The organism is Microcoleus sp. B3-D2 (assembly GCF_036705345.1).
GTDB lineage: Bacteria > Cyanobacteriota > Cyanobacteriia > Cyanobacteriales > Microcoleaceae > Microcoleus.
Genome location: NZ_JAUBUG010000019.1, coordinates 12826 through 37566, shown reverse-complemented (window position 1 = coordinate 37566; position 24741 = coordinate 12826). Strand labels below are relative to the sequence as shown.

Sequence of the window (24741 nt, the reverse complement as noted above, 5' to 3'; positions counted from 1 at the left end):
TGGTGTAAGTGGACTACCGCAATGTCTATGTTAGAATTTTAACTAAAACTTTAATAACTATTAAAATATGAAGACAACTATTAATGACAAAAACCTAACGTTAGCAGAAGTACACCGTCTGTTCGGCTTTCAAAAACAGTACACTAACTCCTTTACCTCTGTGTTATCCCTTGAAGATATCACAGAACACGAACAGCAGGAACTTATACAAATCAGAGATGACTTCGATGACTACATTTCAACGGATCGAGTTTCTGAAGGATTGGTAAAAGCTCTGACTACCTTTCCCTTAATGCGATTGGCTGGCTTCTACCGCCACCCGATCAAAATTAGTTTAGAACAAGACATAGCCGAAATTAGCATTGAAGAGGAAGATACTATCATTAAAGGACGGTTTGATATCTTAGCTGTCAACAGGATAAAACCCATCAGAAGCGATACATATTTTTGGGTTTTGGTGATTGAAAGTAAAAATTCTGGAATTAACGCATTGATGGGTTTATCCCAATTGCTAACCTATGCTTATCAAAATTTAAAATATCAGGATACAATCTGGGGCTTGACAACAAACGGAATGCACTATCAGTTCGTCAATATTGTGGGGGGCAATAACCCAACCTATCAGTTAATGCCTTTGCTAAACCTGATGGAGTCCGACTCTTCAATTTTGTTGCTGCAAGTTTTAAAAGCCCTTTGCAAACTATAAAAAAAGAGGCAGAGAAAATTCCCCGCCTCCAATCTGCAATGACTGTTAACCTAAAAGTTAGATTAGCCAGCCAATACTTTTTAGTAGCCTCTGGTGTTAGGCTTGTGCACGATGAAGCTCAGCACTTGGCACTGCTTCACGTTGTCAAAACCCATGACGCGGATGTAGCAGCTAGGATTATCTTGACGGCAAGCTTGAACTTCTGTCATGATTTCTTGGACGCTGCGAGCACCAAACAAAGGCAGCTTCCACAGAGTCCAGTAGCGCATTTCAGCGGCAGAGGTTTCGTTGAATTCTACGCCGGGAATGTAGCCTTGATCCAGGATGTACTGGAGTTGCTTGGCAATTTGCGCGTCTGTCAGCGGGGGCAAATAGGACAGAGTTTCGTAACGACGCTCTTTAGGTAAAGTCTTCATTTTTTGTATCTCTAAGGTGTGTGTTCGATCGCACTTGTCGATCGATTAACTCGACAAATTATCCAGATTCGGTTCAGAATCTATTGATGTTTCAGGATTACTGCTAGGAACAGACCAATTAAGTTGCGTAGTTCGCTCTAAATGCTGGCGTCTGTGTTCCATATTCGCCTGTTGAATGCCAGTACAAACCATTTCTGGCAAAAATTCCGTCACATCGTGAGCCAGATACTCTCGCACAGTCATGATCCGAAATCCTAAATCTTGATTTTCCCTCAGCAACTCTTGAATGTATGCTTCTCCATCTTGGATTTTTGCCTTCGTGGAAAAGTCGTTCAACCAGATTGCCAAAGGAGGATTGGTTTCGCTCAACTGAGCGACCACCATCCGCACGGATTGATAGGTTAGGTAACTTGCCAGCACCTTAGCGGTGTCTTTCGCAACTTGTTTGAGATCCATTTTGACCCCAGCCCCCTCAAATTTTAGATTTTGGATTTTAGATTTTGGATGCAAACTTACTTGTAAATCTTCTTCAAAGATAAAGACTTCCTAGCAAGTTTGCGACCTAAAACCTAAAATCTCCAACCAAAAATCCTTAAAGGGTATCCATTGCCTCGAACTCAAACTTGATTTCTTTCCAGAGTTCGCAAGCAACAGCCAGTTCAGGAGACCATTTGCAAGCTTCGCGGATCACGTCGCCGCCTTCGCGCATCAAGTTGCGGCCTTCGTTACGAGCTTGGACGCAAGCTTCCAAAGCAACGCGGTTAGCAGTTGCACCAGGTGCATTACCCCAAGGGTGACCCAAGGTGCCGCCGCCGAACTGCAAGCAGGAGTCGTCGCCGAAGATTTCCACCAAAGCCGGCATGTGCCAGATGTGGATACCACCAGAAGCAACCGGCATGACACCGGGCATGGAGGCCCAATCTTGGGTGAAGTAAATACCGCGGCTGCGGTCTTCTTCGATGTGGTCTTCGCGCATCAAGTCTACGAAGCCCATCGTGATGCCTTTTTCGCCTTCTAGTTTACCCACAACTGTACCGGAGTGCAGGTGGTCGCCGCCGGACATCCGCAAGCACTTGGCAAGCACGCGGAAGTGGATACCGTGGTTTTTCTGACGGTCGATAACTGCGTGCATGGCGCGGTGGATGTGCAGCAAAATACCATTGCGGCGGCACCATTTAGCCAAGGTAGTGTTAGCAGTGAAACCACCTGTCAGGTAGTCGTGCATGATGATGGGGGTTTTGATTTCCTTAGCGAACTCAGCCCGCTCCATCATTTCTTCGCAGGTAGGGGCAGTTACGTTGAGGTAGTGACCCTTGACTTCGCCGGTTTCTGCTTGAGCTTTTTCAATAGCTTCTTGAACGAACAGGAAGCGATCGCGCCAGCGCATGAACGGTTGCGAGTTGATGTTTTCGTCGTCTTTGGTGAAGTCCAAACCGCCGCGCAGAACTTCGTAAACGGCACGGCCGTAGTTCTTAGCAGACAGACCCAATTTGGGTTTAATTGTACAGCCCAGCAAAGGACGACCGTACTTGTTCAATTTGTCCCGCTCAACGGTAATACCGTGAGGAGGGCCTTGGAAGGTTTTCAAGTAAGCAATGGGAATCCGCAAGTCTTCCAACCGCAGAGCGCGCAGAGCTTTGAAACCGAACACGTTACCGACCAAAGAGGTCAGCAAGTTGGTGACGGAACCTTCTTCAAACAAATCCAAAGGATAAGCAATGAAGCAGATGTACTGGTTGTCTTCACCGGGAACTGGCTCGATGTCGTAGCAGCGACCTTTGTAGCGGTCGAGGTCGGTCAGGAGGTCAGTCCACACAGTTGTCCATGTACCTGTGGAAGATTCAGCAGCTACAGCAGCGCCTGCTTCTTCAGGGGGTACTCCCGGCTGCGGTGTTACCCGGAAAGCCGCCAAAACATCTGTATCCTTTGGGGTGTAGTCCGGCGTGTAATACGTTAGTTTATAGTCTTGAACTCCGGCTTTATACCCAGCCTTTGATTGAGTTTGGGTTTGCGCGTAAGCCATATCTCGCTTCCTAGTATTCGCTTAATTTTTTTGCCCGATCGCAGGCTGTTAAAAATATATCAATAAAATGGCGATCTCAAATTTTAATATTCTTTTAATCATCATAAGTATTATTTATTTTCCTTTACATTAGGCAAATATTTGTAACATATCTTATGAAAAGCGAGCGGCGAAGGATGCAGGAGGAAAGGCTGGGGATCGCAGAGCGGCGAGGAATTTCGCTCGATCGAAAGATATGGTGCAGCGAGCCGAACAGCGGATCAATACGGTTTATGTAAAGAATTTAATACTTAAAAATCAGAATTGGTAAGGGGTAATCGGTTCGGGCTAAGTAGTTAGAAATACCTAAAGTTGTGGATTGCTGTTGAGATCGATCTCAACAGCAATCCAGTATGCAATCTAAAATCCAAAATCCAAAATCTAAAATCTAAAATCCCGTGACTTCCAGACCGTCAACTCAAAAATCGACAGCATACCACATAATATGGACAGGACTTGTGCAGCAAGAGCAAGCTCGTTTCTCAAACCAAATCCGTCGTTACAGCCATTTAACCTCGCTGAAAACCGGGTTTCTGCGTTAGCTGCGCGTAAGTCTACTATGGATACTTAGCCCCATTTTTACTCTGGTTGTGCCTCACCCCCCTTCAAAAGCCGTTCACTGCATCAATCCAGATTGCCCAAGGCCCTACCCTCAGACTTGGGGCAACAATTTTTGTCATAGTTGCGGGGCTCCGCTGCGACTAAAAAATCGCTACGTGCCTGTAGAAAGCCTCGGTTCCGGGGGTTTTGCAGCAATTTTCACAGTCTGGGACACAGAAACTCAAACCGAGCGCGTCCTGAAAGTGTTGCTCGAAACTTCCGCGAAAGCGCTGAAACTGTTCGAGCAAGAAGCTTGGGTTTTGGCACGTTTGCGGCACCCGGGCGTCCCGAGAGTCGAGCCTGACGGTTATTTTCATGTCCAAACGCAAAATTTTGCAGGCGGGGATGAAAACCCTGCGGCGAAGCGGCTGCCTTGTTTGGTAATGGAAAAGATTCACGGCAAAACTTTAGAAGAGGTTCTCGACGAGCACCCTCAGGGATGTCCGCAGGAATGGGTGTTTAGTTGGCTGAGTCAAGCTGTGGAAATTTTAGAGGAGTTGCACAGGTGTCAGATTATTCACCGCGACATTAAACCCTCAAATTTGATGCTGCGAGACCCGGAATCGCCCCAAGTTTTGCTAAGCAAGGGTTTAGGCGGACTGCAATTGGTGACGATCGACTTTGGGGGAGTTAAACAGATGGGCGGTGTCGAACCGGTGGGGAAAGATTCTCCGAGTTCGACGCGGTTGATTTCGCCCGGGTACAGTCCACCGGAACAAATTGTGGGCGGCGGTGTGGTGCCGGCGACGGATTTTTATGCGCTGGGGCGGACTTGTATTCATTTGCTGACGGGGAAGTATCCGGCGGAAATTGAAGATCCGATGACGGGAGAGTTGCGGTGGCGCCACATTGTATCTGTGAGTCCGCCTTTGGCTAATTTGTTGGACGATATGGTGCGATCGAATGTGCGGGAACGTCCGGCTTCTGCTGGGGATGTTCGGGCGCGTTTGCAGGAGATTTATGCTAGGAGTAAGGGCAAAATCGCGATCGCCCCAATGGGTCAAGCTATTGTAGAATTCTGTCGGCAAGTAGTGGTGACGGGGGCGCAAAAAACGGGAAGTTTGATGGTTGTGCTGTTCGGGGCGATCGCCCAAATCGTGGTAGCTTCTCTGGATACTGGCTGGGAAATGGTGCTGGGTGGCGTTGGTGGAAGTGCGGGGGCGATCGGCGGTTTGGTTTTGGGCTATGCTTCGCCTATAGGCCAGGAAATTGCCAGTTTTCTGAATCAAGGTTTGCAGCAATTAATTCCTAACATCACTTTCGCTGTCGGGCCGGAAGTGCTGCTGTTTGGGTTTGCGGGGTTCGGAACTGCGATCGGTTTGACGGATGCGGGGAGTTTTCGCCAGCAAAAACAGTATTGGCTGTCTGGATTGATGGGAACTCAGGGCTATTTGTTGGCAGGTTTGTGCTGGATGGAAGCAACAGCTTCTAGTGGTGTGCAGGGGGTTATTTTGGGAGCTTTTGCGATCGCCTCTTTGACTGTGGGAATGGGTTTGCGGAGCCATCAATTAGTTCACGCTTTGGTAGTGGCTGTTTTCTCTACGGGAATATTTCTGTTGCTGAATGCTTGGAACATTTTTCCGGGTAGTTTCTTTGGGATTTTGTCACTGTCTAACGTTACCTTCGGCTGGCTGCAAGTTTGGGGTTCAATTGTGTTCTTTGGTTTGTTGGGAAGTGCGATCGGGCTTTGTTTGGGAGTAAGTCATTATTTAGTTGTGCCTTTGTTGCGGTGGTTGGGTTGGAAGTAGGAATTAATTAATTAAACATTAAACATTTCACCTCAAATTCAGAGTCCCCTAAATCTCCCTTAAAAAGACCGACTTTGAGTAATCTTGTCCCCCTCTTGTTAAGAGGGGCTAGGGCGATTCTCCGGCGTTAAAAACTCTTGTGGGGTGGGCCCCAAAGCCGAATCAAAAATCTACTATAGCAATCCTAAATGAATCGTAAAAAGATGTAGGGGTAGTGCCTTTCTTTGCCTACCCCGGCTTCATGGGGCAACCACGGGGGGTTTGCCCCTACAATAATTACACAAATGATTTAGGATTGCTATATTTAGATGCTAGACAGCTTATAATCATGAAGAACATTAAATAATAGCCTCAGAGTGCCATGTCCAAAATATTACTAGAATCCTTTCGGACAGCCTATGCAAATATGGAGTTATCGCCGCTGATTACTCCGAAAGAAGTGGAGAACTTCCGAGTAGAATACGGGACAGAAGTGCTTGAAGAATTAGAGCAATTAGTCGAAGATGACCCTTCCGGTAGCGGTAAAATTATTTTTACAGGACATCGCGGCTGCGGTAAGTCTACACTGTTGGCTGAGTTTTGCCGCCAGATGGACGATCGCTATTTTACAGTCTTTTTCTCGATTTCCGACTTGATCGAAATGTCGGATGTTAATCATATTAATATTTTGTTTGCGATCGCAGTTCAGTTGATGGATGCAGCCGAAAAACAGCAAATTCCCATCAAACAATCAATTAAAGAATCATTTTATAACTGGTTTGCCACTAAAACTAAAACAAAAATTGACGAATTGGGCGCCAGCGGATCGGTGGGTTTTAACTTGTTTAAGATGATTCAAGGCAAGTTAAAAGCTGATGCGACGATTCGCGAGGAAATCAAACAAGAGTTTATTCGCAAAGTTTCGGATTTGGTTGCAACAATTAACGAGATTGCTGCGGTAGTTCGAGAAGGCGCGAAAAAAGACATAATCGTGGTAATCGATGACTTGGATAAGTTGGATTTAGGTGTAGTTCGCCAAGTTTATCAAGAACATATTAAAGCGCTTTTTTTGCCAAATTTTAGGATAATTTTAACAACTCCTATTTCCGCGTTGCGAGATGTCTCTTTGGCCGCTACCGTGGAAACGGAAACTAACAATCAAGTCGTGTTTATGCCAGTAACTAAGCTGTTTAAACGCGGGGAAAGCCGGAATGCTGATGCTGTTGCAATGGCGGAACCGGCGGCGAGATTGAAAGAGGTTTTAGCTAAACGCTTGGGAAGCGAATTGATCGAACCGGAAACACTCGATCGCGTTGTCGCATACAGCGGTGGAGTATTGCGAGAATTGATTAGAATTGCTAATGAATGCTGCCGCATTTGTTTGCGGTTGGTGCGACGGAATCCAGAAGCTGCGATTAAAATTAATGCTGAGGTGTTTGAGGAAGCGATTAATAAATTGCGGATCGATTTTGATACCCGTTTAGGAACAACTGATTATGAGATGTTGATAGCAACTTATAGAGATTTTAAACCTGCCGACCCGAAAGCACAAGGGTTTTTGGACTTGCTGCATGGGTTATATGTTTTGGAATATCGCAATGCTGTTTTGTGGTACGACATTCACCCGATCGTGCTAGAATTGTTAAAGCAGCGAGATGATTTTCCGCTTGAATAATTTCTTTTCTACTCAACAATTAAACTCGGCGGTTGAAACCGCTAGCAACGCGATCGCACAAACTTTCGTCCCAGCAAAGGGAGACTAAGGTAATGTCTGAGTCCAAAGTCGATCCCCCCTAACCCCCCTTCTTAAGGGGGGGACAAGAGTATTCTCAAAGTCCCCCTTATTAAGGGGGGGACAAGAGTATTCTCAAAGTCCCCCTTATTAAGGGGGGGACAAGAGTGTTCTCAAAGTCCCCCTTATTAAGGGGGATTTAGGGGGATCGAGACTTCGATACAAATGACAATTAATTATGTCGAATCTCAACAGTCAAAACCAAGATAATTATGAAGATTTACTCGTGTCAATTGAAGCGGGTAAAGATATTCTCAACTTGCTAATCGCAGTTTGCGATGATAGCGACTGTCGCGATCGCCTGATTGCGGATTATGAAGCAGAACTCGAACCGGATATCCGCCGCTATCGCGTAGAATTGGCGAGGGGTGAACCGAGTTTGCGATCGGCGATCGCCAATTTAGTCGAACAAGAAGCATATTTGCAGCAGCGGGGAAAAGCCGTGATCACCGTGACGGGTGTGGAGAAACTGCGGTTTTTTAAACAACTTGGCGAAAGTCCATCGGAACAAGAACTGTTTTTTGGCTATTTGCAATGGACGCGGGAAGCCTTGCGGGAGTATCCGTTTTCGATTGTCTTGTGGGTGACGCGACAAATTGAAATTCTGATTAGTAATGAGTCTCCTGATTTTTGGAGTTGGCGGAAAGGTGTGTTTCGCTTTGATACTAAAAAAACTGTGGCTGTTCCCAAAACTGAATTTGAACCGTTTCGATCCCTAGTTGAAGAGGACGATCGCGAACCGCCGAGTTTGATTCCGCTGGAAGATTTGCAGGATTTAATCGCGCGAACCGAACAGAAAAAAGGACTCCAAGACCCCAGTTTGGCAAGTCTTTATGCGAGTATGGGGAAGATTTATTACAGAAGGATTAAGTCGGGAGAGTGCGAAAACTTTCAGCAAGAGTATGAATTGGCGATCGAGTATTTTAAAAAGGCGATCGCCCTTCAACAAGAGTTAGATGTGCAAGCATCATTATCAAGTAGTTTAAGTTACCTCGCCGGACTTTATTATTTCCAAGGAAGGTACTCGGAAGCAGAACCGCTGTACTCGCAAGTATTAGAAATATTCAGGGGAGCGCTCCCTGAAGACCATCCCAGTTTAGCCACTAGCCTCAACAATTTAGCTGAACTTTATCGTTCCCAAGGAAGGTACTTGGAAGCGGAACCGCTGTATTTGCAAGTATTAGAAATAGACAGGCGCTCGCTCCCTGAAAACCATCCCAGTTTAGCCACTCACCTCAATAATTTAGCCGGACTTTATTATTTACAAGGAAGGTACTCGGAAGCGGAACCGCTGTATTTACAAGCATTAGAAATAGACAGGCGCTCGCTCCCCGAAGACCATCCGGGTTTAGCCACTCAACTCAACAATTTAGCCGGACTTTATCGTTACCAAGGAAGGTACTCGGAAGCGGAAACGCTGTATTTACAAGCATTAGAAATAGACAGGCGCTCGCTCCCTGAAGACCATCCCAGTTTAGCCAGTGACCTCAACAATTTAGCCGGACTTTATCGTTCGCAAGGTCGGTACTCGGAAGCTGAACCGCTGTATTTGCAAGCATTAGAAATACACAGGCGCTCGCTGTCTGAAGACCATCCGAGCTTAGCCCACGATCTCAACAATTTAGCTGAACTTTATCGTTCGCAAGGTCGGTACTCAGAAGCTGAACCGCTGTATTTGCAAGCATTAGAAATACACAGGCGCTCGCTCCCTGAAGACCATCCCAGTTTAGCCACTCACCTCAACAATTTAGCCACACTTTATCGTTCGCAAGGTCGGTACTCGGAAGCTGAACCGCTGTATTTGCAAGCATTAGAAATACACAGACGCTCGCTCCCAGAAGATCATCCCAGTTTAGCCACTCACCTCAACAATTTAGCTGGACTTTATGAATCCCAAGGCCGCTACTCGGAAGCGGAACCGCTGTATTTGCAAGCATTAGAAATTTTTCGCAATAACTTGCCAGAAAACCACCCCGACATTCAGGTTGTGTGGGAAAATTATGTTGGGCTGTGGCGGGAAGCAATCAGTAAAGGACATGGGACATTTGAGCAATTGCAAAAACATCCTTTCGGGGAACAGTTATTAGCAGAAATTCAGGAATAAATAAAAATATCGCTCTTAGTTACAAATATTGTTAAAATGTACAATATACAGCATAAATTGTAGATTATTTAGTCGGTCGCTCGCAGCTTATACATAGTGCTGAGGCGCATCATTGCAGGCGTGCATTGAGTTTTTGCTGGTGCGTGAGGCGCTGAATCAAGTTGCTCGATTTGTGACAATTCTTAATCGCTGCGCCTCACCCAGCCTACAATATGGATTGTATATAATTTGTTATATTTGATATTATAAGTAATAGCAGGAGATAATATTATATTTTTGCACTAAAATGTCAGTCACTACTCATCAATTAATTCAGTGGAAACAACAAGGGCGGTCAATTGTTGCCCTGACAGCTTATGATTATGCGATCGCCCAACTCATCGATCAAGCCGGCGTAGATATCATCCTAGTCGGCGATTCCCTCGCCATGACAGTCTTAGGCTACGAGACAACCCTACCCATAACCCTCGATGAAATGCTGCACCACGCTAAAGCAGTGCGCCGTGGAGTTAAACAAGCATTAATTGTTGTCGATTTGCCGTTTTTGACTTACCAAGAAAGTCCCCAGCAAGCCATGCACTCGGCGGGGAGAGCTTTGAAAGAAACTGGCGCTCAAGCTGTAAAATTAGAAGGTGGATATCCAGCAATGGCTGCCACAGTTTCGCAGCTAACATCCGCCGGAATTCCGGTGATGGGACACGTCGGTTTAACTCCGCAGTCGGTACACCAACTCGGCTACAAAAAACAAGGAAAAACGGCCGAAGCAGCCGATCGCATCCTAGCAGAGTCGATCGCGCTTCAAGAAGCAGGTGCCTTTGCGATCGTCTTAGAACACATTCCCGCAGACTTAGCCGCTCAAATTACCCAAAAACTAACTATTCCCACCATTGGTATCGGCGCCGGGCCGCACTGCGACGGTCAAGTTTTAGTTACTTCCGATTTGTTGGGACTTTCCGAAAAACAGCCACCTTTTGCCAAAGCTTACGCCAATTTGCGAGAAACAATTACCCAAGCTGTCACAGATTATTCCCTCGAAGTTAGAGAAGGCAAATTTCCCGAATAGGTTCTTAGTGAGGGCTTGAGCCCTTAAAAAGGAGGACTAAAATCCTCACTACAAACCTAATTTACACTTTCGGCTGGCCCTCTTCCTCTTTATCCTTCTCAACAGCTTCATCGTCAGATTGACCAACCCCTTCCTTAAAACTCCGCAGCGTTTTGCCCAAAGCATTTCCTAACTCAGGAATCTTCTTGGGGCCGAAAATTAGAATAGCCACCACCGCAACAATGCCCATTTCAGGCAATCCCAGACCAAACATACAAAATCTCCTGTAAAACTTGCTCGATCGTAAGTCAATCTACTGATATTGTTAAAGTATCTACCTTTTTTCCTGCATCTTGCAACAGTAGAATCAAGTTTTATTAAGCTATCCCCCGATAAATAAGAATGTTAGAAATATCCCAGCCTTCTCTGCGCGACCAACAGCACCATCTCATCCGCGATTTAGCAGACCGGATGGAAGCAGTATGGCACCGCTATCTCGACCTCGAACCCTACCACCTGCCCGCTGAGTTGGGATACGTAGAAGGCCGCTTGGAAGGAGAAAAACTGATCATTGAAAACCGCTGCTATCAAACGCCCCAGTTCCGCAAAATACACCTCGAACTCGCTAAAGTCGGGCCGGTACTTGACATTCTGCACTGCGTGATGTTTCCGAGGCCGAATTACGCTTTGCCCATGTTCGGTACGGATATCGTAGCAGGCAAAGGTCAAGTTAGCGCCGCGATCGCAGACCTTTCTCCCCTCAATCCCGATCGAACTTTGTCGGAAACCTACCGAACCCAACTGAAAATTTTGCCGATAAAGCAATTTTCTTCTCCCCGCCAAATTCCCGAATGGGGGGATATTTTCTCAGAATTTTGTCTGTTTGTGCGGCCAGAGTCGATCGAAGAAGACAGTCGGTTTTTGGATATTGTTGAATCCTACGTTGAAATTCACTGCAAACAGGCAGTGGCTTCCGAACCAGTCTCTGCCGCCGAAGCATCGGAAATTCTCGACGCTCAAATTTACTACTGCACCCAGCAGCAGCAAAACGACAAAACCCGTCGCGTACTTGAAAAAGCTTTCGGCCAAGATTGGGCCGAACATTACATGACCGAGGTGCTTTTTGATATCCCTAAATAGCTGAAATTGGTTTACAATACTTCACAGTAGGTGAAAAAAACTTAATCAGGAAATCACCTACTTTATAAGTCATGGGAAAGGAATCACCGGTCAAGGATAAATCATTTTTAAAACCCCCAGGACCAGGAATCATCGGTTTAGCGATCGCCGCCACTGTCGTTACCACAGGAGTCGGTTTTTGGCAAGTATCTCAACTTAGAAAAGCCGAAGAGTTAAAGGCGGCTGCTGCTGCGGCGGCTGCAACTTCCGTCGCCACCCGCAACAGTGTTACCGCTTTGGGTAGGTTGACTCCGCAGGGGGAAGTTATCAAATTGTCCGCCCCTTCTGCGTCGGAGGGAGCAAGAATAGAACAGTTGCAGGTGGAAGAGGGCGATCGAGTCACTCAAGGACAAATCATAGCAGTTCTTGATACGCGCGATCGGCTCCAAGCAATCCTCCAACAAGCCGACAAAGAAGTCAAAGTCAAACAAGCAGAATTAGCGAAAATTCAAGCAGGCGCAAAAACAGGCGTTGTCGGCGCTCAAAAAGCAGAAGTTGCCAAGTTTGAAGCACAAGTGCAAAGAGAAACCGAAGGCGAAGTAGCGAATGTCGCCCGCTTAGAAGCTCAACTGCGAAGAGAAACCGAAGCCGAACAAGCAAACGTCGCCAAATTCGAGGCACAACTCCAAAGAGAAACCGAAGCCGAACAAGCTAATCTTGCCAAATTTGAGGCACAACTCCAAAGAGAAACAGAGGTGCAGCAATCCAAATTGGCTAGGCTAGAAGCTCAATTGCGCGGCGAAATTGCCTCTCAAAACGCTACAGTCGATCGGCTAAAAGCCGAATTGACAAACGCCGAAGCCGAGGAAAAACGCAACAAAGAACTCTCCGAAACAGGCGCAATTTCTGCTTCCGCCTACGACACCAAACGCTTAGCAGTAGAGACGGCTCGCCAGAGAGTCAGAGAAGCTCAAGCTGTATTAGAAAAAACAGTGCAAACACTGCAAGAGCAAATAGTCGAAACTCAAGCAACAATCAAACAAACAGTAGAAACAGGCAAGCAGGAAATCAATCAATCCCGAGCCAATCTCAGACGCAAGTTAGAAACAGGCAGGCAGGAAATTAACCAAGCTAGAGCCACCTTAAATCAAAAGATAGAAACTGGTAGAGAACAAATCAATCAAGCCGAAGCAATGCTCAAACAAAAAGCAGAAACCGGCCAAGAACAAATCAATCAATCCAAAGCAAATCTCGACCAGATTGCCGAAGTCCGTCCCGAAGACGTGCAAGCTGCCCAAGCCGCAATTGAAAGTGCGATCGCCACAAAACAAAAAGCTCAAGTAGACTTAAACTTAAGCTACGTCAAAGCACCCGTATCCGGCTACATCCTCAAAGTTCACAGCCGACAAGGAGAAGGTGTCAACACTCAAGACGGCATCGTAGAACTAGGCGGCACCGATCAAATGTACGCCGTAGCAGAAGTTTACGAAACCGACATTGCCAAAGTGCGAAACGGCCAGCGCGCAACAGTCACCAGCCCGGTTTTTGCAGGCACTTTGGAAGGAACAGTCACTCGCATCGGCAAACAAATCGGTAAAAAAGATGTCCTCAATACGGACCCCGCAGCCGACACCGACGCGAGAGTTATCGAAGTAAGAATTCGCCTCGATCCGGAATCGAGCAAGAAAGTTGCAACCCTAACAAACTTGCAGGTTGAAGTTAAAATAAATATCTAAATTTTACGTTAACAAGACTTACGCATGGGGAATCAAGAAACCGGGTTTTTTACAGAGATTAAGGGTGTGAATCAAATATAAGGGTAAAAAATCCGGTTTTTCAACACCCCTGCTTAAGTCCTAAAATTATTCAATCCAAAATCCAAAATCTAAAATCTAAAATCTAAAATCTAAAATCTAAAATTGATTGACTGTTATGGCAAAAATACCGCTAGCTTGGGCACAATTAACGCGCGAAAAAATGCGTTTAGTAATCGCGATAGCCGGCATAGGATTTGCCGACTTGCTGATGTTTATCCAGTTCGGATTTAGAGACGCGCTATTTGAAAGTTCCACCACCTTTCACTCCCAATTAAAAGGGGATATTTTTATCACCAGCACGCAATCTACGGCTTTAATAGCCATGAAAAGCTTTCCCCAACGGCGTTTGTATCAAGCTTTGAGTTTTAATGGCGTTACAGGAATTAGCCCGGTATATTTAGGCTTTGGGTTGTGGAAAAATCCCGCACCAGACAAAAACAATACCCGCCAACTGATGGTAATCGGTTTTGACCCCGCTCATCCCATCTTTGAGATGCCGGAAGTCAAAAATAATTTGGACAAAATCAAAATTTCAGATGTCGTTTTATTCGATCGAGCTTCCCGCCCGGAGTTTGGGCCAGTAGCAGAATATTTCAACCAGGGAAAGCCTGTGGAAACTGAAATAGATAACCGTCGCGTTACTGTAGAGGGGTTATTTACTTTAGGAGCATCTTTCGGTGCTGATGGCAATATTATTACCAGCGATGTGAACTTTATGCGGATTTTTCATAGTAGAAGAAGTAAAGGTTTAATTGATGTCGGAATTGTTCACTTGCAGCCGGGAACTGATGTCAAGGCAGTTATTGAAAAAATGAGGGCAACTTTACCGCAAGACGTGACAATTGCTTCTAAAGAAGAGTTTATAGCTTTTGAGAGAAAATATTGGGAGGAAAGCACGGCGATCGGATTTATTTTTACTCTCGGCGCGGCTATGGGATTTATCGTCGGGATCGTGATTGTCTATCAAATTCTCTATACTGATGTTAATGACCATTTGCCAGAATACGCTACGTTAAAGGCGATGGGATATAAAGACGGTTACTTTTTGAGTGTGGTTTTTCAAGAGGCTTTAATTTTGGCAATCCTTGGCTATTTGCCAGGACTTGGGATTTCTGTGGTGTTGTACAATTTAGCTAGAACTGCTACGACTTTGCCGCTGTACATGACTTTGACAAAAGTTATAACTGTTTTTGCAATGACAACGATCATGTGTTCTGTGTCGGGGGCGATCGCAGTTAGGAAGTTGCAGGCGGCTGACCCAGCGGATATTTTTTAAAGAAGGAAGAAGGAAGAAGAAAGAAGGAAGAAGAAAGAAAGAAGGAAGCAGGAAATACAAATTACCAATTACGAATTAATAGCTACAAATAACTATGAATACTTTACCAGTTGTCTCAATTAAAAATCTCAATCATTCCTTCGGCGAAGGACAACTTCGCAAACAGACATTATTTGACATCAACCTCGAAATTTATCCGGGCGAAATCGTGCTGATGACTGGGCCTTCTGGGTCGGGTAAAACAACATTGTTGACCTTGATTGGAGCTTTGCGATCGATCCAAGAAGGTAGTCTGAAAATTCTTGACCAAGAATTGCGGGGAACCGCGAAAAATAAATTAGTTAAAGTCCGCCGCGACATCGGCTATATTTTCCAAGGTCACAATTTGCTCAAATGCTTGACAGCTAGGCAAAACGTGCAAATGTCTTTAGAACTGCACAGCCATCTTTCTCGCCAAGAAACTAATGATAAAATAGAAGGAATGCTGGAAGCTGTGGGGTTGGGAGACAGAATAGATTATTACCCCGACAGTCTTTCTGGCGGACAGAAACAAAGAGTTGCGATCGCCCGGGCGTTAGTCAGCCAGCCGAAATTAGTATTAGCAGACGAACCCACAGCAGCACTAGACAGTAAATCAGGTCGAGATGTGGTAGAAATTATGCGAGGTTTGGCAAAAGAACAGCACTGCACTATTTTGCTTGTCACCCACGACAACCGCATTTTAGACATAGCCGATCGCATTATTCACATGGAAGACGGCTACCTCGCACAAGACACATCAACCAGGGTGGCAACCAGCGTTCTTTCGGGAAAATAATATTAACCCACCTACACTTATTTCCGAGAAACGGGACGCTTTCCTCCTACCTTAGCAGGACTTTTTGTCCCACCTTTGGCTGGACTTTTAGAACTACTTTTGCTACTTTTTTGACCCTTAGCTCCTACCAATTGGCCCTCAGTGGCATTTGCAGGTCTGCCGGCAGGCGTTCTCGTAGTCCTAAAGGTAACATTCACCCCTTCATTCGACTGTTCCAGCACCAACATCGGCGTCGGCTTGGCTTTTTGATCCCACTCAATATGAACGATGCGACCTTGAATTGTGGGCTGCCAACTGTCGTGGTCGTCTGAAGGACTCAGATAAGTTTCCAAACAGTCAATAATTTGATTAATTGTCGCTGATGTTGCCTGAGTCGGCAGTTTCATCAACTTAATTTGAATCCGAAACAGCACGCGTTTTTCTATTTTTATTGCCGGATCGCCAGTTTCGTATTCGATATCAAACATCGAATCCACTTGCCTGCCGCTGCCCGCATTCCCATTTTTATCTCCCACTGCCCCCTGAGTCGGACGCAGGGCAATACTAATTTTTTCTTTAACTTTTACCTTGATTTGGTTGACAATGGCAAAGTGAAATACTTCTTCCGCCATCCGCATTCTCAGGTAGTCTAAATTAAAGTCTCGCGAGTGGATAAGGTCGGGATTCTTTTCCATCTTTAACATGGTTTCCAGAGCCATTTTGTATTTTTTCTGGAGTTCTCGATTTCTAAACTCCTCAAATTTGAGCTTTTTGCTCAAATCGTCGAGTTTTAGCTTGGTAAACACTGCTAAACCGATAAGCAATAATAACAGTAATCCCGACGCTCCCATGAAGAGTTGGTCTGAGGACGGATCTCCGGGTTTAGCCTGTTTAGGTTTGGGAGAGGCTACTGCCAACCTTGGTTCTACAAGGATTATTTGGGTTGACATGGGCTTTTAAAGGGTAAAATTTGACGCTAGATTTATACAAAACTCCAGAGTAGAGCTGGTAGTGCAACTGGATCAACCAACATTGACATCATTCCACCATCATCTTGGTACAACTGGATTTCTGCAACTGGAGCACGCACCCTCTAATTAATACTTTATCTTTAACTGCAAGCAGGTTTCCGAAATATCGGAAAATCGCGCGCTGGCACTGGCAAATAGAAATGGTGAATTGTCTGTAATATATTATACCAATATATCTAAAAAAAATGTTTGTTCGGCGGTCTCCGTTTCTAGAAAAATAAAAAGAAATACACATAAATTAATAGTAACTCTGGGAGCCAGCAGCGGAAAACATCAAGGAGAACAGCCGACGATCGCCCGGACGATCGAGGGGCGGACGTTGGGAGAGTGCTAATTCCTACTGTTGGCTGACTCCCGCCGTGCAAGCCCACCGGGCGGCTTGCTGTGAGAGTCGGGCTATGGTGCGATCGAACAACGTCTCCTTAGCTAAGATTACAGCTAATACCACCAATATTCGATCGTGACCTACGAACCCCTGCACCACAAATATCGCCCTCAGACATTTGCCGAATTAGTCGGTCAAGAGGCGATCGCCCAAACCCTCACCAGCGCCATCCTACAAGAGCGCATAGCACCAGCATATCTATTCACCGGCCCCAGAGGCACCGGTAAAACCTCTAGTGCCAGAATTTTCGCCAAATCCCTTAACTGTATTTCTACGGTTGCCCCCACCCCCACACCCTGTGGCAAATGCAACGTTTGCCAAGAAATTGCCCGAGGTTCCACACTAGATGTCATCGAAATTGACGCCGCCAGCAACACCGGAGTAGATAACATTCGGGATTTGATCGAACGAGCTCAATTTGCTCCCGTACAGTGCCGCTATAAAGTATATGTAATAGACGAGTGTTTGACCGGTGATTCTCAGGTAAAAACTAGCGAAGGTCTGATGCGGATCGACAATCGCAACATCAAAGGAAAACAAGTTCTCAGCTATAACGAAACTTCAGAAGTTTGGGAATTTAAAAAAGTTTTGAGGTGGTTAGACCGAGGGGAGAAACAAACACTGGTGATTAAAACCGCCAACCGAGAAATCAGATGTACGGGCAATCATCCAATCAGGACAGAACAGGGATGGATACGAGCAAAAGACGTAAAAGAAGGAGTGAAGATACTATCCCCTGTGAATGTGGGTGCGGCACCCTCATTCACAAAATTGGAACAGATGGACGCTTGCGGAGATTTGCCAGAGGACATCAATTTTACGGGAATACCTACGGACAAAAATCCTACGACTTTGCCTCTATTCTCGAACAGGCTCAAGCCCTCCGACCTCTCTGTGCGTGTGGCTGTGGAGAACAACTCGAAATACCAGACTTTTTACAAAAAAAAGGCAAAGGGATTAAGAGTATTCAGTCTCATTGGCAGCGACATCCGTATAAAAAAGGACATGGACTTTGGGATGCAAGAACGGAAAAGTTCTTGGCAAATGCCGAAGTTTTGCAACCAGAAACACTCGGACTCATCTACGGAACATTGCTTGGAGACGGTTTTATCACCTACCCAAATAAATATAGCCGATTTCCAAGATTGGGCTGGACACACGGAGAAAAGCAGCGGGAATGGTTGGAATACAAAGCTTCTTGCCTTTCGACACTGCGACCAAAGTTACGAGTTACACCTAACCGAGGATACGGAAATACATCAGTCTGTTGCAACACAGTCTGCCATCCCCAACTTAGAGATGTCTTTGACGCTGTTAAACCCAACGGAAACGGAAAATACGTCACAATGGATTGGCTCGATCGCGTCACTCCAGAAGGGCTTGCTTGGTGGTACATGGATGATGGCTCGCTCAGCATTTCCCCAGAAGGAAGCCCAAGTATCCAACTTCATACAGAAGGATATTCTAGGGCAGAAAATCAACTCCTTGCCAATTGGCTTACAGGTTTGGGATACCCAACAACAACTAAATTTTACAGAAGGTCTAACACCTGTAAAACCTACGACTACATACACATGGGTGCTGAAACCAGTAGAAAATGGGTATCAGACTTTAAAAAGTATTCAATCCCTTCAATGGATTACAAGTTTGGAGACAGTCGAATCTGTAAAAGTCGCTGGAGTCGAGAAAGTTTATGATATTGAAGTAGAAGACAACCACAATTTTGTCGCTAACGGTCTTCTGGTTCATAATTGCCATATGCTAAGCACCCAGGCATTCAACTCTCTACTCAAAACCCTAGAAGAACCGCCCGATCGCGTTGTATTCGTTCTCGCCACAACCGACCCACAAAGAGTATTACCAACTATTATTTCTCGTTGCCAAAAGTTCGACTTCCGCCGCATCCCCCTCGATGCAATGATTGCTCATTTGCACAAAATTGCCAAATTAGAAAACATCAATATTGCCAGCGATGCAGTACAAATGGTTGCTCAAATCGCCCAAGGAGGTCTGCGAGATGCCGAAAGTTTGCTCGACCAACTAAGCTTATTTCAGGGTGAAGTAACAGTCGAAAAAGTTTGGGATTTAGTCGGTGCAGTCCCCGAAAATGACTTAATGGATTTGCTGCAAGCTATTGATACAGATAACGCTACAGCACTAATAGACATGACCCGCCACCTCATGGATCGCGGCCGGGAACCGCTAATCGTGCTGCAAAGTCTCGCGAGCTTTTACCGAGATTTGCTAATAGCCTCATCTGCACCGAAACGGTCTGATTTAGTAGCTTTAACCTCTGCCACTTGGGAAAAACTTTGCAATTTTGCCCGCAATTGGGATGCGGAGTTGATTTTGGCAGGTCAGAAACATTTGCAAACCCACGAAGTGCAAATTAAAAACACTACTCAGCCGCGTTTGTGGCTGGAAGTAACGCTGTTGGGATTGCTGCCCTCAGCAATTAGAAGTCAGCAGCAACCAACAGCCGAACCAGCTAAAAATATTGCTCCATCACAAATTCACCCCCCCCAACCCAGGGCGGGCACGGGGGCACCGCCCCTACAATCGGGGGGGAGTCAGATATCTAATATTGAACAATCTTCAGTTTCCAATTCGCAAAATCATCCACCTCAGTCGCAGCCTGTGGCTAATCGAACAGAAAGCCCACCTCCTGCAGCGATTCCCGCACCTGTACCAACTGCTGAAACGAATCAAACAAATTATTCACAGACTAATTCAGCCGATGAAATCGATTTAAATCGAGTGTGGGAACAGGTACTTGAGCGCGTGCGGCCGCATGGAACTCAATCGCTGCTTCGCCAACATGGACAGCTAGTAATTTTTAGCAATAATACTGCTCATGTTAAGATTAGTTCGCAGCCGTTGCTCAATATGGTTAAAGACAAAGTAGCTAATATTGAAGAAGCTTTTTTGCAAATTTTTAACCGTCGAGTAACAGTAAAAGTGGGCTTGACAAATCCCGCTGAAACTAATAGTTCCCGCGCCAAGGATTTGCCTAGTTCTAACGGACGTGTTGGCGAAAATCCCAGGAATTCTCATCCTGTGAGTGATGCGGGCCAACAGGTGCAGAAGTCGGCGGATTCTGAGATTACAGATGATTTTTTGGGAAATGGTGGAGAAGAACAAAAACACCCGCCAGGGCCTGAAAATACCGCCGTTAATGTGCCGGCAATTTCCGAATCGCGATCGCCCACAAACGGCTCTACAGACTCTCAAAATGATTTTAACGCTCAGGCTATAGCGGTGCGTGATGACGCTCAATATGTCGCGAATACGGCTAGGCAATTGGGTGATATGTTTGACGGGGAAGTAGTCGATTTGTCGGATGACTTGGAGATTTGGGAGTCGGAAACTTTTAGATTGGAATCTGAACCGGATTTTCCCGAGTTATCTTCTGAGTTAGGTGAGGATGATTTTATAGATTGGTAAGTATAGCAATCCTTGCAGGAGTCGTAAATTTTTTACCCCACCCCAACCCTCCCCGAACCCGCGGGGAGGGAGTAAGAAATCACCAATGATGCGAGGATTGCTATAGATCACTAAAAAAAACCGAGAAACCCGGTTTTCGTAGTAGGGGCGCTGCTAAGAGTGGCCGCCCTTCCAGGTTTCTTAATACCCTAAAAGTTTTAGGTTTAATTAGAGTCACCTAGTGATTGTGAATATCTACTTTTAAGCTGACTCTGGCTTGGGCAGCGAAGACGGAAGTACCAACAACTCAGCCGTCGATCGCTTCTCGACCATTTCCTTAGTAATGGTACACCGGGCGACATCCTTGCGCGACGGCAACTCGTACATCACATCCAACATCAATTCTTCGACAATTCCCCGCAGCGCCCGCGCTCCAGTTTTGCGGCGGTATGCTTCCTGGGCGATCGCCCGAATCGCCTCTGGCTTAAAGTCCAACTGCACATTATCCATCTTCAGCAGCTTTTGATACTGCTTAACCAAAGCATTTCGGGGCTCCGTCAAAATCGCCATCAGCGTTTCCTCATCCAGCGGTTCCAACACCGCCGCCACCGGCACCCGCCCGATAAACTCAGGAATCATCCCAAACTTCACCAAATCCTCCGGTTCCAGTTGCTTGAGTACATCAGCAGCCCGCTTTTCCTTCGGCTGAGCTTCTCCGGGCTGAATAAAACCCATTGACTTCTTGCCAGTTCTCTGCTCTATCACTTTTTCCAGACCGACAAAAGCACCGCCGCAGATAAACATGATATTGCTAGTATCAATTTGGATGCAGTCTTGGTAGGGATGCTTGCGCCCGCCTTGGGGAGGTACGTTCGCGATCGTCCCCTCAAGCATTTTCAGCAGCGCCTGCTGCACGCCTTCACCCGACACATCCCGCGTAATCGAAGGATTTTCGCTCTTGCGGGCTATTTTGTCAATTTCATCAATATAAATAATTCCGCGCTGCGCCTCTTCCACATCCATATCTGCCACTTGCAGCAGCCGCAGCAAAATATTTTCCACATCTTCCCCGACATAGCCTGCTTCCGTCAGCGTCGTCGCGTCAGCCACCGCAAACGGTACGTCCAGCATATCTGCCAACGTCTGAGCCAGCAGAGTTTTTCCGCAGCCCGTCGGCCCGATTAACAAAATATTCGATTTTTGCAGTTCTACTTCTTCCGGCGGGTGCTTGCCGCTATTTTTTGCATGGATAAAGCTGAGGCGCTTGTAGTGGTTGTAAACAGCCACCGAGAGCACCTTTTTCGCCTCATCTTGCCCGATCGCGTTTTCGTCGAGGTAATTTTTAATTTCCCTCGGCTTCGGAATTTGGCTCATCAACATACTTTTGCCCGAGGTAGCGCGGCGCTTTTGCGTCGTTTCCTGCTTCGGGGCCACCGCCGTTGCAGGCACTGCACTCGAATCAAACAACTCCTCATCTAAAATTTCATTGCACAAGTCTACGCATTCGTCGCAGATATACACCCCGGGCCCTGCGATCAACTTGCGTACTTGCTCTTGAGACTTGCCACAAAACGAACATTTTAGATGGGAGTCGTACTTAGACATAACAGCCTCTTAATTCAGTGCAGTGACATTCTCTCCCGCCGCCGGAAGGTTTTCTTTAGCGATAACTCGATCGACCAAACCGTAATTTTTGGCTTCCTCGGCTGACATAAAAAAGTCGCGCTCTGTATCAGCCTCTAATTTGTCGATCGGTTGACCCGTGTGGTGCGCTAGCAGTTGATTCAGCTTACGCTTATGATAAAGGATTTCTTTGGCTTGAATCTCAATATCAACTGCTTGACCTTGAGCGCCTCCAAGCGGCTGGTGGATCATAATCCGGGAACTCGGAAGAGACATCCGCTTACCGTGGGCTCCTGCTGTCAGCAGAAATGCGCCCATACTGGCTGCCAAACCGTAACAAATCGTCACCACATCCGGGCGGATTTGCTGCATTGTGTCATAAATTGCCATGCCGGCCGTCACCGAGCCGCCGGGGGAATTAATGTACATTTGGACATCTTTTTCTGGGTCTTCGGCATCTAGATACAATAGCTGAGCCACTATCGAGTCAGCAACTTCGTCGGTTACGGGAGTTCCTAAAAACACAATTCGCTCCCGCAGCAAGCGCGAGTAAATGTCAAATGCCCGCTCGCCCATCCCCGACTGTTCTAGTACCATCGGCACTACATTGCTGGGGCTGGAACTGACATCAAAATCGTTATAGCTTGTAATTAGGTAATTGGAAGATTGAGATACAACCATAAGACACCAGTCAAGGATTCTAGACAATTTGCTGCTGCTGATGAAAGCTTTAAATTAAGCCGCCAGCTTTTAACTATTATGCCTCTTCTGAACGGAGATCGGGGGGATGGGGAGTTTTGAGTTTTGAAAGTGCTTTCTGCGCTGGGCGCAACGCTGGAGTGACTCGCAAGGCTCGCGGGGTGAATGAGTTAAAATACTTACTGGTAAATCATCGCTGCTTCTAGTGGACACCGCGAGCTTTTAGTAAGGATCGGGCGCACCCGGAGCTTGTAGTTAAGGATCGGGTGCGCCGTTAAAATCACGGTTCATTTCATGCCCCCAATTAGGACATTTGAACGCATTAAGTTCTATTCTTCGCCTACGACTTCCACTTCAACGCTCGTGGCTGCTTCTGCTGAATCTTCAGCGTCTGATTCTTCTGATTCTGCAGCAGCAGGAGTCAGAGAGCCTTCAGGTAGGAGTTCGATTGTCCCTTTTTCTTCCAACCATTTCAGGGTTTTTTGTTTTAGCAAGTCTTCTGCTACAAATTCCTGCAACCTTTGGGGGTCAAAATCTCCTTTGGGAAACTGCTTTCTGATTTTGGCTACTTCGGCTGCTACTTCTGCTGGTTCAACAGATAAGGATTCCAGCTTGGCTATTTCTGCCAGAGCTAAATTCTGCTTGAGGCGCTCGATTGCTTCCGGGCGCGAGCGTTCCCGCATCGGGCCCATATTTTCTTCCGTAAACAGTTGGTTGATATCTATGCCGTAATTTTTCAATTGAACGGCTTGTTGATTCAACAAATAATCGATTTCGCGATCGACCATTGTTTCGGGAATTTCCACTTCTATTAGCTGCACGAGGGCTGCTGATATAGCTTTTTCCTTATTAGCGGATGTCTTGTTTTCTTGGTCTGCTTTAAACCTAGTTTCGAGCGATTCGCGCAGTTCTGCTAAAGTTTCAAACTCGCTGACTTCTTGGGCGAAGTCGTCGTCCAACTCCGGCAATTCTTTTTCCTTAAGTTCTTTGAGAGTAATCGTAAAGACTGCCGGTTTTCCTGCTAGTTCTTCACTGCTATACTCATCTGGGAACTGCACAGAAACTTCTCTAGTTTCTCCTGGATTCATCCCGATCATGCCTTGGATAAAGCCCGGTACAAACTGATTTTCCGATAATTCTACTTGAAAGTCTTCTGCTTGACCGCCGGGAATTTCTGCGGGAGTTTCGCCTTCAGGTGCTTCGGCAAATCTACCGGAGAAATCAACCAAAGCCATGTCTCCCAACTGAGCCGGCCGGCCTTCTACGGGGATTAAAGCAGCTTTGTCCGATCGATATTTTGCCAATACCTCATCTACCTGAGCCTCATCATACTTAGCTTCTTCTGCTTGAAGCTGCAAACCTGTGTACTGACCCATTTTCACTTCTGGTTGTACATCAACCTTTGCCGAAAAAATCAGAGGCTGTTCTGGATCGAACTTAGCTAGTAATTCTTCAAACTCGGTGCGAAGTTCAAAACTGCCAATTGCGGCAATTTTTTCTTGTTCGAGAGCTTTTTGGAGGGAATCATTAATTAAATTTTCCAAAGCCGTCGCCTTCAAGCGAGTCTGGCCTAGGCGCTGTAGCAAAACTTGGCGGGGAACTTTGCCTTTGCGGAACCCAGGAATATTGACCTCGCGAGCAAATTGTTTAATTACTTGCTCGTAAGCTTGTTTTGACTTGTCTGACGGTACTTCGATTTCCAGACCAATTTGGCTAGCTGGAAGTTTTTCCTGGGTTACTTTCATCGGCTTTTTTGATATTTAACAATAGTGTATTGACACTCCCTGACCTAAAGGACAGGGATTCTTAATTCAGCGACTGACCTTAAAATGTTGCGTCCTTTCGGCAATCCTCAAACTTTTTAACCGTAGAAATCCTACCAATTAACGAGCCTGATTCGCAGTCATCCCAGAGGGTCTATCTCCAAAAGCGTACTAGGATATTTACCTAGAGTTCGGGTATGCCCTACCCTACTTAACAAGACTAAATAGTTTGTTTCTCTGGTTAAAGGAACTGTGTTAAGCCCCTAGCTGTTTATAGAGTTTTCGCCGCTCTTTGTCCCCCGGTTTACGCCTAAAAGTGTGTCGTTAACTGTTTTTATGCACTATGGCGCAGGAGTTTAA

General features: G+C 46.1%; 18 protein-coding genes. 10 read left to right on the top strand and 8 right to left on the bottom strand.

Translation table 11 applies throughout. From position 1 onward, the window contains the following. Window positions 1-67 precede the first annotated feature (67 nt). The gene (locus QUB14_RS09890) at window positions 68-706 is read left to right on the top strand and encodes a restriction endonuclease subunit R (RefSeq protein WP_333216640.1); all 639 of its coding nucleotides are present in this window, start codon (window positions 68-70) and stop codon (window positions 704-706) included. A gap of 80 nt (window positions 707-786) precedes the next feature. Here the strand turns inward: QUB14_RS09890 and QUB14_RS09885 are convergent, their stop codons facing one another. From QUB14_RS09885 to QUB14_RS09875, 3 genes are all read right to left on the bottom strand, one after another. Continuing rightward, the gene (locus QUB14_RS09885) at window positions 787-1122 is read right to left on the bottom strand and encodes a ribulose bisphosphate carboxylase small subunit (RefSeq protein ID WP_006632945.1); all 336 of its coding nucleotides are present in this window, start codon (window positions 1120-1122) and stop codon (window positions 787-789) included. Window positions 1123-1167: 45 nt separating this feature from the next. After that, window positions 1168-1578: a RuBisCO chaperone RbcX gene (gene rcbX / locus QUB14_RS09880; RefSeq protein ID WP_190660566.1), complete on the bottom strand. Its 411-nt coding sequence runs from the start codon at window positions 1576-1578 to the stop codon at window positions 1168-1170. Window positions 1579-1714: 136 nt separating this feature from the next. Beyond that, a complete protein-coding gene (locus QUB14_RS09875; protein WP_190660564.1) occupies window positions 1715-3145 on the bottom strand; it encodes a form I ribulose bisphosphate carboxylase large subunit in 1431 nt (476 codons plus the stop codon). Between the two features lie 629 nt (window positions 3146-3774). Here QUB14_RS09875 and QUB14_RS09870 point away from each other — a divergent pair. The 4 genes from QUB14_RS09870 (at window position 3775) to panB (ending at window position 10470) form a co-directional block, all read left to right on the top strand. Further along, window positions 3775-5532: a serine/threonine-protein kinase gene (locus QUB14_RS09870; RefSeq protein ID WP_333216637.1), complete on the top strand. Its 1758-nt coding sequence runs from the start codon at window positions 3775-3777 to the stop codon at window positions 5530-5532. Between the two features lie 361 nt (window positions 5533-5893). Continuing rightward, window positions 5894-7186 carry an ATP-binding protein gene (locus QUB14_RS09865; RefSeq protein WP_333216635.1) on the top strand — a complete coding sequence of 431 codons (1293 nt, stop codon included), beginning with the start codon at window positions 5894-5896 and terminating at the stop codon, window positions 7184-7186. 295 nt (window positions 7187-7481) lie between these two features. Next, window positions 7482-9407, top strand: coding sequence for a tetratricopeptide repeat protein (locus QUB14_RS09860; protein ID WP_333216633.1), 1926 nt, complete (start codon window positions 7482-7484; stop codon window positions 9405-9407). A 286-nt stretch (window positions 9408-9693) separates the two neighbouring features. Further along, complete coding sequence (gene panB, locus QUB14_RS09855; RefSeq protein ID WP_333216631.1) at window positions 9694-10470, top strand: 3-methyl-2-oxobutanoate hydroxymethyltransferase; 777 nt, start codon at window positions 9694-9696, stop codon at window positions 10468-10470. Between the two features lie 61 nt (window positions 10471-10531). Here the strand turns inward: panB and tatA are convergent, their stop codons facing one another. Beyond that, window positions 10532-10723, bottom strand: coding sequence for a twin-arginine translocase TatA/TatE family subunit (gene tatA, locus QUB14_RS09850; protein ID WP_333136942.1), 192 nt, complete (start codon window positions 10721-10723; stop codon window positions 10532-10534). Between the two features lie 128 nt (window positions 10724-10851). On the opposite strand from tatA, the gene QUB14_RS09845 reads away from it, so the two are divergent. The 4 genes from QUB14_RS09845 to QUB14_RS09830 all read left to right on the top strand — a co-directional run bounded on the left by QUB14_RS09845 (window position 10852) and on the right by QUB14_RS09830 (window position 15478). Then, a complete protein-coding gene (locus QUB14_RS09845; RefSeq protein ID WP_333216629.1) occupies window positions 10852-11589 on the top strand; it encodes a phycocyanobilin:ferredoxin oxidoreductase in 738 nt (245 codons plus the stop codon). A gap of 71 nt (window positions 11590-11660) precedes the next feature. After that, window positions 11661-13304, top strand: coding sequence for an HlyD family efflux transporter periplasmic adaptor subunit (locus tag QUB14_RS09840; protein ID WP_333216627.1), 1644 nt, complete (start codon window positions 11661-11663; stop codon window positions 13302-13304). Window positions 13305-13500: 196 nt separating this feature from the next. After that, entirely contained in the window at window positions 13501-14661 is a 1161-nt protein-coding gene (gene devC, locus QUB14_RS09835) for an ABC transporter permease DevC (protein WP_333216625.1), read from the top strand. Between the two features lie 94 nt (window positions 14662-14755). Then, the gene (locus QUB14_RS09830) at window positions 14756-15478 is read left to right on the top strand and encodes a DevA family ABC transporter ATP-binding protein (protein WP_333216623.1); all 723 of its coding nucleotides are present in this window, start codon (window positions 14756-14758) and stop codon (window positions 15476-15478) included. Between the two features lie 17 nt (window positions 15479-15495). On the opposite strand, the gene QUB14_RS09825 is transcribed toward QUB14_RS09830, so the two are convergent. Next, on the bottom strand, window positions 15496-16407 hold the full coding sequence (locus QUB14_RS09825) for a hypothetical protein (protein WP_190660546.1): 912 nt from the start codon (window positions 16405-16407) through the stop codon (window positions 15496-15498). Between the two features lie 541 nt (window positions 16408-16948). On the opposite strand from QUB14_RS09825, the gene dnaX reads away from it, so the two are divergent. Beyond that, window positions 16949-20317: a DNA polymerase III subunit gamma/tau gene (dnaX, locus tag QUB14_RS09820; RefSeq protein WP_333216621.1), complete on the top strand. Its 3369-nt coding sequence runs from the start codon at window positions 16949-16951 to the stop codon at window positions 20315-20317. Window positions 20318-20557: 240 nt separating this feature from the next. Here dnaX and clpX read toward each other — a convergent pair whose 3' ends face one another. From clpX to tig, 3 genes are all read right to left on the bottom strand, one after another. Then, complete coding sequence (clpX, locus tag QUB14_RS09815) at window positions 20558-21901, bottom strand: ATP-dependent protease ATP-binding subunit ClpX (RefSeq protein WP_333216619.1); 1344 nt, start codon at window positions 21899-21901, stop codon at window positions 20558-20560. 9 nt (window positions 21902-21910) lie between these two features. Then, entirely contained in the window at window positions 21911-22600 is a 690-nt protein-coding gene (clpP, locus tag QUB14_RS09810) for an ATP-dependent Clp endopeptidase proteolytic subunit ClpP (RefSeq protein ID WP_333075055.1), read from the bottom strand. 347 nt (window positions 22601-22947) lie between these two features. Then, window positions 22948-24363, bottom strand: coding sequence for a trigger factor (gene tig, locus QUB14_RS09805; protein WP_333216617.1), 1416 nt, complete (start codon window positions 24361-24363; stop codon window positions 22948-22950). Window positions 24364-24741 lie beyond the last annotated feature (378 nt).